This window comes from Curtobacterium sp. YC1, from assembly GCF_016267665.1.
Lineage (GTDB): Bacteria > Actinomycetota > Actinomycetes > Actinomycetales > Microbacteriaceae > Curtobacterium.
This window is the reverse complement of the sequence record NZ_CP066341.1, coordinates 3,030,940-3,046,004: the sequence shown is the minus strand read 5'-3', so window position 1 is coordinate 3,046,004 and position 15,065 is coordinate 3,030,940. Positions and strand designations below refer to the sequence as shown.

Here is a 15,065-nt window from a genome sequence, read left to right as displayed (position 1 = left end):
ACGCAGGACGCCCCCGCTCCGTCCGGAGCGGGGGCGTCTCGACGAGCGATCGACGCTAGCTGCGGTAGTTCGGCGCCTCGACGACCATCTGGACGTCGTGCGGGTGGGACTCCTTGAGCCCCGCCGCGGTGATCCGGACGAACTTGCCGCGGGTCTTCAGCTCGGGGATCGTCCGACCGCCGACGTAGAACATCGACTGCCGGAGCCCGCCGGTGAGCTGGTAGACGACGTTGCCGACCGAGCCGCGGTAGGGCACCTGGCCCTCGATGCCCTCGGGGATGAGCTTGTCGTCGTTCGGCACGTCCGCCTGGAAGTAGCGGTCCTTCGAGTACGAGGTCTTCTTGCCGCGGGTCTGCAGCGCGCCGAGCGAACCCATGCCGCGGTAGGCCTTGAACTGCTTGCCGCCCACGAACACCAGGTCACCGGGGGACTCGTCGGTCCCGGCCAGCAGCGACCCGAGCATGACGGTGTCGGCACCGGCGACCAGGGCCTTCGCGATGTCGCCCGAGTACTGCAGACCACCGTCGGCGATGATCGGCACGCCGGCCTCGCGCGCGGCGAGGGAGGCCTCGTACACGGCGGTGACCTGGGGGACACCGACGCCGGCGACCACGCGGGTGGTGCAGATCGAGCCCGGGCCGACGCCGACCTTGACGGCGTCCACACCGGCGTCGATGAGCGCCTGGGCGCCCGCGCGGGTGGCGACGTTCCCGCCGATGACGTCGATGGCGGCGAACGACGGGTCGGCCTTGATGCGACGGACCATGTCGAGCACGCCCTCGCTCTCGCCGTTGGCGGTGTCGACGACGAGCACGTCGACGCCGGCGTCACGCAGGGCCTCGGCGCGCTGCCAGGCATCGCCGAAGAAGCCGATCGCGGCGCCCACGCGGAGTCGGCCCTCGTCGTCCTTGGTGGCGTCGGGGTACTGCTCGCTCTTGTCGAAGTCCTTGACGGTGATCAGACCGCGGAGCTTGCCGTCGGCGTCGACCAGCGGCAGCTTCTCGATCTTGTGCTGCGCGAAGATGGCGATCGCCTCTTCGGGGTCGATGCCCTCCATCGCGGTGATCAGCGGGGCCTTCGTCATGACGTCGCGCACGTACGTGGTGGCCTGCTCGAACGCGGCCACGAACCGCATGTCGCGGTTGGTGATGATGCCGACGAGCGTGCCGTCGTCCTCGACGACCGGCAGGCCGGAGACGCGGAACTGGCCGCACAGGGCGTCCACCTCGGCCACGGTGGCGTCGGGGGTGGTGGTCACCGGGTTGGTGATCATGCCCGACTCGGAGCGCTTGACCTTGTCGACGTAGGCGGCCTGGTCCTCGATGGACAGGTTGCGGTGCAGGATCCCGATGCCGCCCTGTCGTGCCATGGCGATGGCCATGCGCGCCTCGGTGACGGTGTCCATCGCCGCGGAGAGCAGTGGGACGTTCACGGAGATCCGCTTGGTGAGCCGGGACGCGGTGGACGCCTCGCTCGGGATGACGTCGGTGTGCCCGGGCAGGAGCATGACGTCGTCGTACGTGAGTCCGATGAATCCGAACGGATCCGGCTGGTCCATGGGTCCCCTTCGTGGGCGAGGTGAAGTGGTCGAGACACCGGGAACGCGTCGGCGGGTTCCGGATAGGACATGGTAACGCGGGCGGCTGTCGCCGCATTCCGACGGGAGGCGCGGCCCCGTCCGGCAGGGAGCCTCCTCCACAACGTCACATTTCGAGTACGAATCACACAGGGAACCTGTTGGAAACACGGGTGTCACACAATTCTCATAACGTCCTCGGCATCCGAACGAGAGGCTCTTCCGTGGGATCCATCACTCCGCCGGGACGGGCGCAGCCGCGCCTGTTCCGCCTCCGCCAGGCTCGGCGTCGACCGGTCCTGGCGGCCGTGCTCGTCGCCGCCTTCCTGGCGACCTTCCTGATCGACTGGGCGGTCACCCTGCCGGCCTTCAGCGCCACCTCGGCACCGGCCACCAGCCAGGCGTGCACCGTCAGCCCGGACAACGGGTGCATCCAGGGCACGATCACCGACTCCGAGCGGAAGCCGGCCGAGGGCGTCGACGTCGACGTCACCGGTCCATCCGGCTTCGACGAGACCGCCACGACGAACACCGAGGGCCGCTGGTCCGTCAGCGTCGACACGGCCGGCGAGTACACGGTGAGCGTCGACCAGGGCACCCTGCCGAAGGGGCAGTACCTGACGAACGCCGCCGACGCCGAGCGCAAGGTGCAGGCGACGCTGAACGCCAACGTCGGGCAGATCTTCCAGCTGTCCGACCAGCAGGGCGTCACGACCTCCACGGACTCGTCGAGCGTCAGCCCCCAGCGCGCCTGGCAGCAGTTCGCGTCGGGCCTCCGGCTCGGGCTCCTCATCGCCCTGGCGTCCATCGGGCTCTCGCTCATCTACGGCACGACGGGCCTGTCGAGCTTCTCGCACGGCGAGCAGGTCACGCTCGGCGGTCTGCTGGCGTACGTCTTCGCGAACCAGCTCGGCTGGAACATCTGGGTCACCGGCATCGTGGTCACGCTGTTGTGCGCGGCGACGGGCTACCTGCAGGACGCCGCGATCTGGCGGCCACTCCGTCGCAGGCGCATCAGCCTGACGCAGCTCATGATCGTGACGATCGGCCTGTCGATCGCCGCCCAGTACGCGTTCCAGTACTTCTTCGGCGCCTCGACCGTGCGCATCCAGCAGGGCAACCCGGACACCATCCGGTTCGCCGGGGTCACCCTGACGGTGCAGTCCTACGTCGCCATGGGCATCGCGCTCGTCGTCCTCGTCGCCACCGGGCTCTTCCTGGCGAAGACCCGGTTCGGTCGGGCCACCCGCGCCGTCTCGGACAACCCGGCGCTCGCCGCGGCGTCCGGCATCGACGTCGACCGGGTCATCCGGTTCGTGTGGACGCTCGCCGCCGGGCTCGCCGGCCTGTCCGGCGTGATGCTCGGCCTGGTGCTGAACGGCGTGAACTGGCAGACCGGTCTCCAGCTGCTGCTGCTCATGTTCGCCTCGGTCACGCTCGGTGGGCTCGGGACCGCCTACGGCGCGCTGGTCGGTTCGATGATCATCGGCGTCGTCGTCGAGCTGACGAACCTGGTGCTCCCCGGCGACTTCAAGTACGCGACCGCCCTCGTCATCCTCATCCTCATCCTGCTGTTCCGGCCGCAGGGCATCTTCGGCCGCGCCGAGCGGATCGGCTAAGGGAGCACGCGCATGGACTACATCCTCAACCTGCTGTCCTCGCTCACCCAGGAGGCACTCGCCCCGACCACGGCGGCGTTCGCCCTGGCCGCGATCGGCCTGAACGTGCACTTCGGGCTCACCGGCCTCGTGAACATGGGCCAGGCGGCGTTCCTGCTGCTCGGCGCCTACGGCTTCGCGATCTCGATCACCAACGGGCTGCCGTTCGTGATGGCCGTGCTGATCGCGTTGCTCGTCGCGATCGTGTTCGCGATCATCCTCGGCATCCCGACCCTGCGGCTGCGCGGCGACTACCTGGCGATCGTCACGATCTCCGGCGCCGAGATCATCCGCATGGTGGGACGCTCGAGTCTGCTCACCTCGACGACGGGCGGGTCGAACGGCATCACCGGGTCGAGCTACCGCGACCCGTTCAACGCCCTCAGCCCGCTGCCCGACGGCACCACCACGATCCTGTGGTTCACGTACGCGAACAACGGCGTCAACGGCTGGTGGATCCGCATCGCGGCGTGGGGACTCGTCGCCCTGTTCACGCTCGTGCTGTTCCTGCTCATGCGCAGCCCCTGGGGTCGCGTGGTGAAGGCCATCCGCGAGGACGAGGACGCCGTCCGCTCGCTCGGCAAGAACGTCTACTCGTACAAGATGCAGGCGCTCGTGTTCGGTGGGGCGCTCGGCGCGATCGCGGGCATCATCTACGTCCTGCCGAGTTCCGTGCAGCCCGACGCCATGGGCCGCTCGATGACGTTCTTCATCTGGACGGCGCTCATCCTCGGCGGTGCGGCGACGGTGTTCGGACCGGTGCTCGGAGCGGTGCTGTTCTTCGTCGTCCGGCTGTTCATCCGCACCCTGGCCGGCGACTTCATCCCCGACTCGATCATGAACGCGCAGCAGGCCGAGCAGTTCTCGTACGTGCTCGTCGGCGTCGCGCTCATGCTGCTCATCGTGTTCCGTCCACAGGGCCTGCTCGGCAACAAGAAGGAGCTGACGTTCAGTGTCTGACACCTACGGCCACCCCAAGGCCGACCCGATCCTCACCGTCGACGGCGTCACCCGGCACTTCGGCGGCATGACGGCGGTCGACGTCGACCACCTCGAGGTCCAGCGCGGCTCCATCACGGCCCTCATCGGCCCGAACGGCGCCGGCAAGACCACGTTCTTCAACCTGCTCACTGGGTTCGACAAGCCGAGCCCCGGTGCGAAGACGCGGTTCGACGGCGCCACGCTGCAGAAGACCAGCGCGACGCACATCGCCAACAAGGGCATGGTCCGCACCTTCCAGCTGACCAAGGCGCTGTCGCGGCTCACCGTGATGCAGAACATGCTGCTCGGTGCACGCGACCAGCCGGGTGAGAACTTCTTCGCCGCCCTGGTCAAGCCGGTCTGGGCGAAGCGGGAGCGCGAGATCACGGCCAAGGCCGAGGACCTGCTCGCCCGCTTCAAGCTCGACACGAAGGCGGACGACTACGCCGGCTCGCTGTCCGGCGGCCAGCGGAAGCTGCTCGAGATGGCCCGGGCGCTCATGTCCGACCCGACGATGATCATGCTCGACGAGCCGATGGCCGGCGTGAACCCCGCGCTCACCCAGTCGCTGCTCGGGCACATCCAGTCCCTGCGCGACGACGGCATGACCGTGCTGTTCGTCGAGCACGACATGCACATGGTCCGGCACATCTCGGACTGGGTGGTCGTGATGGCCGAGGGCAAGGTCGTCGCCGAGGGCCCCGCGGACACGGTGATGGACGACCAGGCCGTCATCGACGCGTACCTCGGTGCGCACCACGACACCGACCTGGGCGACGACGCGCTCCTCACCGAGGAGACGTTCGAGGAGCTGGCCGAGGAAGTCAAGGAAGAAGACGAGCAGGAGGCGACCCGATGACGGACGCAACGGACCCCACGAACGCGAGCAGTGCCTCCAGTCCGACCGCCGCCCCGGCGGCCACGCTGGACCGCGAGCCGGTGCTCAGCGCGAAGAACCTCGTCGCCGGGTACCTGCCGGGCGTGAACATCCTGAACGGCTGCGACCTGGACTGCTACCCGGGCGAGCTCATCGGCATCATCGGGCCGAACGGCGCCGGCAAGTCGACCCTGCTCAAGGCGCTGTTCGGGCTCGTGTCGATCCGTGAGGGGTCGGTGACCCTGCAGGGCGACGACATCACGAACCTCAAGGCGAACAAGCTCGTGCAGGCCGGCGTCGGCTTCGTCCCGCAGACGAACAACGTCTTCCCCTCGCTGTCCATCGAGGAGAACCTGCAGATGGGCCTGTACCTGCGGCCGAAGAAGTTCGCCGAGCGGCTCGAGGTGATCTACGACCTGTTCCCGGTGCTGGCGCAGCGGCGGAACCAGCGGGCCGGTTCGCTGTCGGGCGGTGAGCGGCAGTCGGTCGCGATGGCCCGAGCCCTGATGATGGACCCGAAGGTGCTGCTGCTCGACGAGCCGAGCGCCGGACTGTCCCCGGTGCGGCAGGACGAAACGTTCCTGCGCACCCGCCGGATCAACAAGGCCGGTGTGTCGATCATCATGGTGGAGCAGAACGCGCGACGCTGTCTGCAGATCTGCGATCGTGGGTACGTGCTCGACCAGGGGAAGAACGCGTACTCGGGCACGGGGAAGGAACTCGCGGACGACCCCAAGGTCATCGAGTTGTACCTGGGGACGCTCGCCAAGGACGTCGACGCGGCGCGCTAGCGCCGGGTCGTCGAAGACGTCGACACCGCTCTGCGGCGTCGACTGCGGGTACCGCTGTGGGGGTGGTATCCGCGACGGGTGGGGTCGTGCGTGGTCGCTTCGCGCCGCACGACCCCGCTCCCGTCCGTGGCCGGTCGACGGCCTGGAGGCACGGCGCACCCCCGCCGGGTCGGTATCGTTCCGCAGGTGCGGAGACTGTCGGCGGGCGCGATGGACGCCCTGGTGTGGGTGGTCTTCATCGCGGTGTTCGTCGGGGCGGCCCTGCTCGTCAAGGTCGCGGCCGTGCTGCTCGTCGTGTTCGTGGTGCTGGCACTCCTGCTCGGTCTCGTGCTCCGGATGCTGAGGAAGCGTCGGTCTCGCGGCTGATCCTGCTTCATCCCGCAGGACGACCGCCATCAACCGCTGCCCCGATCCGCCGGGCGCGCGCCCCCGTCACGCTGATGACGTGATCACCCTCATCAACGACGCCCGCGTGCTCGCGGTCCCCGTCCGGCCGTCCCGCGAACCGCTGGTCCGGCTGACCGACCTCGGGCTCCGCGCTCCGGCCGGCCCGGGTGGACTGGTCCGACTCGGTGTCGCCGAGCGCCTCGTCCGGGCCGACCGTGCGCTCCCTGCCGGGCTCCACCTGCTCGTCGTCGAGGGCTACCGGACGATCGACGCGCAGCGGGCGATCATCGACGACTACCGGGCCTCGCTCGTGCCGCTCCACCCCGACGCCGGAGCGGCCGAGCTCGACGACCTCGTGTCCCGGTTCGTCGCCCCCGCAGACGCGGCACCGCACGTCGCCGGTGCCGCCGTCGACTGCACCGTGGTGGACGACGACGGGCGACCGCTCTGGATGGGCACCGCCATCGACGACACCCCGGAGCAGAGCGGCGGGCGGTGCTTCACGGCGTCCCCGGACATCGACGACGTCGCCCGCGACAACCGAGCGCTGATGGCCTCCGTCCTGGAGCCGGTCGGCATGGTGAACTACGAGACCGAGTGGTGGCACTGGAGTCACGGCGACCGGTACTGGGCCTGCCGGACGGGTGCCACGGCCGCCCGGTACGCGGCGGTCGGGGCGTGACCGCGTCGACGGTGCCCCGTGCCGATGCCTGGACGGCCGCTTCTGGTGCCACCGGTTCGCCGGCCGCGCCGGTCGGTCCGCTCCGCACCGTGCACCCCGACGCGATCGCCGCGAACGTGCGCCGCGTGACCGCCCGTGGCCACGACCTCATCGCCGTCGTGAAGGCGGACGGCTACGGGCACGGCAGCGTGACCGTCGCGCGGACGGCGCTCGCCGCGGGGGCCTCCGCGCTCGGCACAGCGACGCTGCCCGAGGCCCTCGCGCTCCGCGACGCCGGCATCGACGCACGGGTGCTGTGCTGGCTGCACCTGCCCGGGGCGGACTTCGACGCGGCCGCGCTCGAGCGGATCGAGATCGCCGTGGGCGACCTGGCCACCCTGACGGCGGTCACCGCCGCGGGACGCCGGACCGGCACCCCCGTCGCGGTGCACCTGCACATCGACACCGGCATGGCGCGCGAGGGGGCGGAACCCGACCACTGGCAGGCCCTGCTCGACGCCGCCGCGGCCGCCGAGCGGTCCGGTCACGTGCGGACGGTGGCCGTCATGGGCCACGTGCCCGGCGCCGACCGTGCATCGGCCGCCCGCGCCGCCACGCTGCTCCGGCTCGCCGCCCTCGCCGCCGACCGCACCCTGGGCCACCCCGTCGACCTGCACCTGGGCGGCACCCCGGCCGCCTTCGCGGGAGCGGACCTGCGCGGCATCGCGGTCCGCGTCGGTGCGGCACTGGTCGGCATCGGTCCCGCCGACGCCGGCCTCGTCGGAGCGATGACCGTCACGGCGCCCGTCGTCGCCGTGCGGACCGTCCGCGCGGGCACGCCCGTCGGGTACGACGGCACGTGGACCGCACCGACGGACGCCGTCCTCGCGGTCCTGCCCGTCGGGTACGCCGACGGGGTGCCCCGTGCGGCGTCCGGGTCCGCGCGGGCACGGGTCCGGGGTCGCATCGTCCCCGTCGTCGGCCGGATCAACATGGACCAGGTCGTGCTCGACGTCACCGGGCTGCCCGTCGCCCGCGGCGAGACCGTCACCCTGCTCGGTGGCGCCGGTCTCACGCCCGGCGACTGGGCGCGGTGGGCGGGCACCAACGCGCACGAGATCGTCACGGGCATCGGCGGGCGCATCGGGCGCACCGTCGCACCCGCCACCACCACGCCCACCACCACCAGGAGCACCACATGACCCCCACCGAGTCCGTCCGCGTCGTCGTCATCGGCGGCGGAGCCAACAGCGAGCACGAGGTCGGGCTGGCGAGCGCGGCCTCCGTCGCCGCGGCACTCGACCCGAGCCGGTACGAGGTCCTGCCACTGACGATCGACCGCGACGGCGGGTGGCGGTCCGGAGGGGAACCGTGCTCGTTCGCCGAGGTGGCCGCGGTGATCAGCCGTTCGGACGTGGTGTTCCCGGTCGTGCACGGGCCGGGTGGCGAGGACGGGTCGCTCGCCGCCCTCGCAGCGCTCGCCGGCGTGCCGGTGGTCGGGTCGCCGGTCGGTGCTGGCGCGGTCGCGATGGACAAGTGGGTGACGAAGCTGGTCGCACGGGCGTCCGGCGTCGCCGTGGCCGCCGGGGTCCTGCTGACGGACGACGCCGACGCCGACTGGCTGCGGTCGACCGTCGGACCGATGCCGTGGATCGTCAAGCCGGTCGCTGGCGGGTCGAGCTTCGGGGTGAGCCGCGTGGACGAGCCCGGCCAGCTGACCGACGCACTCGGCGAGGCCTTCGCCCACGACCGGAGGATCCTGGTGGAGCGCATGGTGGTCGGGCGCGAGGTCGACGTCGCCGTGCTCGAGCGCACCCCGGGCGAGCTGGTCGTCGGACCACCGCTCGAGGTCGTGAACGACGCGGCCGGGTTCTTCGACGCCGACACCAAGTACGACGGCAGCGCGCGCTTCGTCCTGCCCGCCCGGCTCGACGCCGCCGTCGCGGACCGGCTCGACGCCGTCGCCCGCGCGGTGTTCACCCGCCTCGGGTGCACCGGCATCGCCCGTGTCGACTGCTTCGTCACGCCGGACGGCGAGGTCGTGCTCAACGAGGTCAACACGATGCCGGGCCTCACCGCGCAGTCGCAGGTGCCGAAGATGTTCGCCGCGGTCGGTGTCGACTACCCGGAGCTGCTCGGGATCCTGGTGGAGACCGCGCTCGCCTCGGCGCCGAGCCGCTCGGAGGACACCGTGTCGGCCGAGGACACCGTGTCACCCGGGGGACACGACCGCTAGGCTTGCCGGGTGAGTGAAGTCGAGATCGGTGCAGGCAAGCGCGGACGTCGGGCGTACGCGTTCGACGACATCGCGGTGGTCCCTTCGCGACGGACGCGCGACCCGCGCGACGTCAGCGTGCAGTGGTCGATCGACGCGTTCACGTTCGCGTCGCCGATCCTGTCGGCACCGATGGACTCCGTGTCCTCGCCGGCGACGGTCATCCAGATGGGCAAGCTCGGCATCCTCGGGGTCCTCGACCTCGAGGGGCTGTGGACCCGCTACGAGGACCCGACCCCGTACTACGACGAGATCCGCTCGCTCACCGACGGCAACGTCACGAAGCGCATGCAGGAGATCTACTCCGAGCCGATCAAGGCCGAGCTGATCACCGCGCGCCTGGCCGAGATCCGGGCTGCGGGTGTGCCGGTCGCCGGGTCGCTCAGCCCGCAGCGCACCCAGGAGTTCTCGCAGACCGTCGTCGACGCCGGTGTCGACCTGTTCGTCATCCGCGGCACCACGGTCTCCGCCGAGCACGTCTCGGTGACCGAGGAGCCCCTCAACCTCAAGAAGTTCATCTACGAGCTCGACGTCCCGGTGATCGTGGGCGGCGCCTCGACCTACACGTCGGCGCTGCACCTCATGCGCACCGGTGCCGCCGGCGTGCTCGTCGGCTTCGGTGGCGGCGCGGCGTCGACCACCCGTGCCGCGCTCGGCATCCACGCGCCGATGGCCACGGCCGTCGCCGACGTCGCCGGTGCCCGGCGTGACTACCTGGACGAGTCCGGTGGGCGCTACGTGCACGTCATCGCCGACGGCGGGCTCGACACCGCGGGCGACATCGTCAAGGCGATCGCCGTCGGTGCCGACGCCGTCATGCTCGGCACGGCACTCGCCCGTGCGACCGAGGCCCCGGGTGGTGGCTTCCACTGGGGCGCCGAGGCGCACCACCCCGAGCTGCCCCGCGGCCGCCGGGTGCAGGTGGGCACGATCGCCCCGCTCGAGAACGTCCTGAACGGCCCGACGCCGACCTTCGACGGCCGCGCCAACCTCGTCGGTGCGCTGCGCCGATCGATGGCCACGACCGGATACTCCGACGTCAAGGAGTTCCAGCGAGTAGAAGTGGTCGTGGCGCCGTACCACCAGTGACGGTGGCACCCGTGCAGCAGCACGGGTGACGCCACGGCGCCGACCGTGACCCGGAGGCGACGATGGCGAAGTCCAGCACGACGAAGCAGACCAGCACGGCCGGACGTCCGCGTGACGTCGCGCCCGGCGTGGGGTTCGACCCCGCGGCGAAGCTCGGACCGGACGAACGCGCGGCTGCGATCGAGACACTGAAGACCAAGGAACTCGACGTCCTGGTCGTCGGTGGCGGCATCGTCGGAGCGGGCAGCGCGCTCGACGCGGTGACCCGCGGCCTGAGCGTCGGCATCGTCGAGGCCCGCGACTGGGGCTCCGGCACCTCGAGCCGCTCGTCGAAGCTCGTGCACGGTGGCATCCGCTACCTCGAGCAGCTCAACTTCGCCCTCGTCCGCGAGGCCCTCATCGAGCGCGGCCTGCTGCTCCAGCGCATCGCCCCGCACCTGGTGAAGCCCGTGCGCTTCCTCTACCCGCTCAACCACCGGGTGTGGGAGCGCTTCTACATCGGCATCGGCATGGCGATGTACGACGTGTTCAGCTGGTCCGGCGGCCGTCCGCCCGGCGTCCCGCACCACCGGCACCTCAGCCGCAAGCAGGTGCTCAGGAACATGCCCGGGCTCAAGAAGGACGCCTTCGTCGGCGGCATGACGTACTACGACGCCCAGGTCGACGACGCGCGCTACGTCGCCTCGCTCGTGCGCACCGCGGCCTCGTACGGTGCCGAGGCGGCGAGCCGCGTCCGCATCGAGGGGTTCATCAAGGTCGGGGAGCGCGTGGTCGGCGCACAGGCCCACGACATCCAGACCGGCGAACGGTTCGAGATCCGCGCGAAGCAGGTCGTCAACGCCACCGGTGTCTGGACCGACGACACCCAGGCGATGATCGGCACCCGCGGTCAGTTCAAGGTGCGGGCGTCGAAGGGCGTCCACCTCGTGATCCCGCGGGACCGCTTCCAGTCGAACACGGGGATGATCCTGCGCACCGAGAAGAGCGTGCTGTTCGTCATCCCGTGGGGCCGGCACTGGCTCGTCGGCACGACCGACACCGACTGGTACCTCGACAAGGCGCACCCGGCGGCGACCGCGGCGGACATCGACTACATCCTCGAGCACGTCAACAAGGTGCTCGCCGTCCCGCTCACCCGCGAGGACGTCGAGGGCGTCTACGCCGGACTCCGGCCGCTCCTCGCGGGGGAGTCCGACCAGACCTCGCAGCTCAGCCGGGAGCACGTCGTCGCGCACACCGTCCCGGGCCTCGTCGTCGTCGCCGGCGGCAAGTGGACCACCTACCGCGTGATGGGCAAGGACGCCATCGACGAGGCCGTCGCGGCCATGGACGGCAGGATCCCGGAGTCGACGACGGAGGACATCCCGCTCCTCGGCGCCGAGGGCTACCCCGCCGCGTGGAACCGACGTGCCCGCACCGCACGGAGCTTCAACGTGCACAAGGTCCGCATCGAGCACCTGCTCAACCGGTACGGCACGCTCGCGACCGAGGTGCTGCAGCTCGTCGAGCAGGACCCCGCGCTCGCCGAACCGCTGCCGGGGGCCGACGACTACATCGGCGCCGAGGTCGTGTACGCCGCGTCGCACGAGGGCGCCCTGCACCTGGAGGACGTCCTCGCCCGCCGCACCCGCATCTCGATCGAGGCCTGGGACCGCGGCGAGTCGGCAGCGCCCGTCGCCGCGAAGCTCATGGCGGACGTGCTCGGCTGGGACCAGGAGACGACCGAGCACGAGGTCGCGAACTACCTGAAGCGCGTCGCCGCCGAACGGGAGTCGCAGCTGCAGCCCGACGACGAGAGCGCGGACCGCGTGCGGCTCGAGGCCCCGGACATCGCGTTCGGCTTCGACGAGGACGACGTGGTCGTGGGTGGCGGTCGCTCGGACGGTGCCGAGGGCGCGAAGGCCTCCGACGAGCAGGTCATCGGCGAGAAGACGAGCGAGCCGGAGTAGCGCGCCCGGCAGACGCCGTCGTGTCACCGAGACGCCGGCGTCTGCCGTTCCGGTGTGACGCCGTCGTGTCGCTGGGACGCCGGCGTCTGCCGCCCTGGTGTGACGCCGTCGTGTTGCGCTGACGCCGCCTGGCCGTCAGGACGCCTCCAGATCCGGCGGCGTCTCGCGGTGGACGGGGCGTCTCGACGAGACGACGGCGTGTTGCGGAGCCCAGCCGCGCCTCCAGGCCGGAAGGACGGCGGACCGGACCGGACTGGAGGCCCGGGGCGCGTCCGTCAGGCGGCGTGCGCCCGCACGGCGGTGCGGCGCACGTGCGCCGCCTGGCCGACCACGAGCACGACCGGGATCGCGATGAGCGCGAGCAGGCTCGTCACGTACAGCACGCCGGCCCAGATCGAGTGGTCACCGCCGCCGACCCCGTAGCCGTCGGCCACGTCCATGCCGAGCGCGAACCCGCTCCAGAACGACGCCGGGCCGCCCAGCACGACCACGGCGAGCAGGACGGCGGCGATGACGTGCGCCGTGGCGCGGGTGACGATGAGCAGCACCGACAGCCCGGCGGCGAGCACGACCCCGACCGCGGCGAGGGCGATCACGACCACGATGTCCGTGCCGACCGAGAAGCCCTGTCGCGTGAGCTCGGCGTGGATCTCCGGCAGCGTCGAGCCCGGCACGGCAGCGAGTGGGTCGAGCACCAGCGCGTTCAGTGCCAGCAGTGCCGCGTACAGCGCGACGACCAGCACCCCGACGACGGCCACGACGATCCGAGCTCTCCCCATCCACAGAACAGTAGCGGGCGGAATGCGCGGGGGGTCCTGGTGGTTAGCATGGGAGTACTCGAAGAGGGAGCCACCATGGTCGACGTCCATCGCGTCAAACTCCCCGGAGTCGGCGTGCTGCACAGCTTCTACACCGACGACGGTGGCAAGTGCGGTGTCATCACGCACCGGTCGGGTCATTCCGACCTCATCTCGTTCGCCGACGTCTCCGACGGGGCGGACAAGTCTGAGAAGGTCTCGCTGCGCCTCAGTGAAGACGAAGCGCACACCCTCGCCGAACTGCTCGGTGGCACCCGGATCACCGAGGGCCTCGACAAGCTCGACGAGATCCCCGGACTGTCCATCGACTGGTTCTCGGTCGACTACGACGACGCCATCGCCGGCAAGCCACTGGGCGACCTGCACGACTCGGGCTTCATCGGCCTGACCGTCGTGGCCGTCGTCCGCGGCGACAGTGCCAACCCTGCGCCCTCGTCGGACTTCGTGGTGTTCCCGGGCGACACGATCGTCGTCGCCGGTGCGCCCGAGAAGGTCAGCAAGGCGTTCTCCTTCTACCGCAGCGGAGAGCTTGCGGCCGCCTCGGCCGAGGCCCCGCGGAAGAGCTAGCGCATGCACCTGGGTGGTGAACTGCTCACCATCGGTGTGCTCTTCGTCATCGCCTACGTCCTGGGGCGCCTCGGCAAGACCATCGGGCTGCCCGCCATCCCGATCTACATGGTGGTCGGACTCATCGCGAGTCCGCACACCCCGTGGATCGGCCTCAGCGTCGAGTCGCACACGATCGAGCTCATCGCGACGTTCGGGCTCATCCTGCTGCTGTTCAACCTCGGCCTGGAGTTCGACCAAGAGGAGTTCTACGGCAACGCCGGCAAGCTCCTGGCCTCCGGCGGCACGTACGTCCTCATCAACATGGGCGTCGGGTTCGCCTTCGGTTTCTCGCTCGGTTGGGGCACCCGCGAAGCCCTGATCATCGCCGGCATGACGGCCACGTCGTCGAGCGCCATCGTGACGAAGCTCCTCATCGAGCTCCGGCGTCTGGCCAATGACGAGACCCCGATGATCCTCGGCGTCACCGTCATCGAGGACGTCTTCATCGCCGTCTACCTGGCGGTCGTCTCCGTGGTGCTGTCCGGCGACACCAACGTCTGGGCCGTCGTCGGCAAGCTCGCACTCGCGTTCGGCTTCCTCATCGTGATGTTCACGCTCGCGCGCTTCGCGGGCAAGTGGGTCTCGAAGATCTTCGCCACCCGCGACGACGAGCTGTTCACGGTGCTGTTCTTCGGCCTCGCCGTCATGTTCGGCGGCATCGGCGACCTGCTCGGCGTGACCGACGCCATCGGTGCGTTCGTCATCGGCCTGCTCTGCGGAGCGACCAGGTACCGCGACCGCATCGAGCAGCTCGCCCTGCCGATGCGTGACGTCTTCGCCGCGTTCTTCTTCGTGAACTTCGGACTCGGCCTCGACCTGTCGACCTTCGGCGAGGTCCTCTGGCCCGTCCTCGGCGCCATCGGCATGACGGTCGTGCTCAACGCGGTCGCCGGGCAGATCGTGGCGCGGATGAACGGCTTCAACCTGCAGCAGGGCATCAACACCGCCGTCATCCTGGTGAACCGCGGCGAGTTCGCGCTGATCCTCGCCACCCTGTCGGCTGCCGCCGGCCTGGAGGCGCGGATCACCGCCTTCGCGGGCCTCTACGTCCTGTGCATGGCCGTGCTCGGCCCGCTGCTCGCCGTCAACTCCGAGCGGATCGGCCGCCTCGTGGTCCGGCCGGCCCGGCTCGTCCGCCTGCGCGGCCGCCGCTCGGCCGCCGCGACCGCGGCCGCCGACGCAGCCGAGGTCGAGAGCGAGGACGCGGCAGCCGCACGCCGGGCCGAGCGGGACCGCCAGTTCGCCGAGGAGTTCGCCCTCGTGGAGGCCGCTGGCAGGGACGACCGAGAGAATGAGGGGCCCGAGCCGACGTCCGATCCCGTGACGTCGCCGGTCGAGATCCCCACCGAGCGCCCCGAACGCCCGGTCCGACAGCGCGATCCGGAGTACTGATA

14 protein-coding genes are annotated in these 15,065 nt (G+C 70.6%); 12 read left to right on the top strand and 2 right to left on the bottom strand.

What is annotated here, in order from left to right:
- Positions 1-55: 55 nt before the first annotated feature.
- Positions 56-1,558 (bottom strand): IMP dehydrogenase, encoded by a 1,503-nt coding sequence (gene guaB / locus I8920_RS14355; RefSeq protein ID WP_198656962.1) that lies wholly within the window; start codon positions 1,556-1,558, stop codon positions 56-58.
- 326 nt (positions 1,559-1,884) lie between these two features.
- Here guaB and I8920_RS14350 point away from each other — a divergent pair, with 326 nt between their 5' ends.
- The 10 genes from I8920_RS14350 (at position 1,885) to I8920_RS14305 (ending at position 12,244) form a co-directional block, all read left to right on the top strand.
- On the top strand, positions 1,885-3,195 hold the full coding sequence (locus I8920_RS14350) for a branched-chain amino acid ABC transporter permease (protein ID WP_198658778.1): 1,311 nt from the start codon (positions 1,885-1,887) through the stop codon (positions 3,193-3,195).
- Positions 3,196-3,207: 12 nt separating this feature from the next.
- The gene (locus I8920_RS14345; RefSeq protein WP_198656961.1) at positions 3,208-4,194 is read left to right on the top strand and encodes a branched-chain amino acid ABC transporter permease; all 987 of its coding nucleotides are present in this window, start codon (positions 3,208-3,210) and stop codon (positions 4,192-4,194) included.
- On the top strand, positions 4,187-5,074 hold the full coding sequence (locus tag I8920_RS14340; RefSeq protein WP_198656960.1) for an ABC transporter ATP-binding protein: 888 nt from the start codon (positions 4,187-4,189) through the stop codon (positions 5,072-5,074). Before I8920_RS14345 ends, I8920_RS14340 begins: the two co-directional genes overlap by 8 nt.
- A complete protein-coding gene (locus I8920_RS14335; RefSeq protein WP_225558661.1) occupies positions 5,071-5,883 on the top strand; it encodes an ABC transporter ATP-binding protein in 813 nt (270 codons plus the stop codon). Before I8920_RS14340 ends, I8920_RS14335 begins: the two co-directional genes overlap by 4 nt.
- Before the next feature lie 186 nt (positions 5,884-6,069).
- Positions 6,070-6,249: a hypothetical protein gene (locus I8920_RS14330; protein WP_198656959.1), complete on the top strand. Its 180-nt coding sequence runs from the start codon at positions 6,070-6,072 to the stop codon at positions 6,247-6,249.
- A 79-nt stretch (positions 6,250-6,328) separates the two neighbouring features.
- Complete coding sequence (locus I8920_RS14325; RefSeq protein WP_198656958.1) at positions 6,329-6,952, top strand: M15 family metallopeptidase; 624 nt, start codon at positions 6,329-6,331, stop codon at positions 6,950-6,952.
- On the top strand, positions 6,949-8,133 hold the full coding sequence (gene alr, locus I8920_RS14320; protein ID WP_232832756.1) for an alanine racemase: 1,185 nt from the start codon (positions 6,949-6,951) through the stop codon (positions 8,131-8,133). The genes I8920_RS14325 and alr overlap by 4 nt, the downstream gene beginning before the upstream one ends.
- Positions 8,130-9,167, top strand: a complete 1,038-nt coding sequence (locus tag I8920_RS14315; RefSeq protein ID WP_198656957.1) for a D-alanine--D-alanine ligase family protein — start codon at positions 8,130-8,132, stop codon at positions 9,165-9,167. The genes alr and I8920_RS14315 overlap by 4 nt, the downstream gene beginning before the upstream one ends.
- A 9-nt stretch (positions 9,168-9,176) precedes the next feature.
- On the top strand, positions 9,177-10,295 hold the full coding sequence (locus tag I8920_RS14310; RefSeq protein ID WP_198656956.1) for a GuaB3 family IMP dehydrogenase-related protein: 1,119 nt from the start codon (positions 9,177-9,179) through the stop codon (positions 10,293-10,295).
- 62 nt (positions 10,296-10,357) lie between these two features.
- Positions 10,358-12,244 (top strand): glycerol-3-phosphate dehydrogenase/oxidase, encoded by a 1,887-nt coding sequence (locus I8920_RS14305; RefSeq protein WP_198656955.1) that lies wholly within the window; start codon positions 10,358-10,360, stop codon positions 12,242-12,244.
- Positions 12,245-12,519: 275 nt separating this feature from the next.
- On the opposite strand, the gene I8920_RS14300 is transcribed toward I8920_RS14305, so the two are convergent.
- Complete coding sequence (locus I8920_RS14300; RefSeq protein WP_198656954.1) at positions 12,520-13,023, bottom strand: hypothetical protein; 504 nt, start codon at positions 13,021-13,023, stop codon at positions 12,520-12,522.
- Between the two features lie 75 nt (positions 13,024-13,098).
- Here I8920_RS14300 and I8920_RS14295 point away from each other — a divergent pair, with 75 nt between their 5' ends.
- A complete protein-coding gene (locus I8920_RS14295; RefSeq protein WP_198656953.1) occupies positions 13,099-13,629 on the top strand; it encodes a cation:proton antiporter regulatory subunit in 531 nt (176 codons plus the stop codon).
- A gap of 3 nt (positions 13,630-13,632) precedes the next feature.
- Positions 13,633-15,063 (top strand): cation:proton antiporter, encoded by a 1,431-nt coding sequence (locus tag I8920_RS14290; RefSeq protein ID WP_198656952.1) that lies wholly within the window; start codon positions 13,633-13,635, stop codon positions 15,061-15,063.
- Positions 15,064-15,065: the final 2 nt, after the last annotated feature.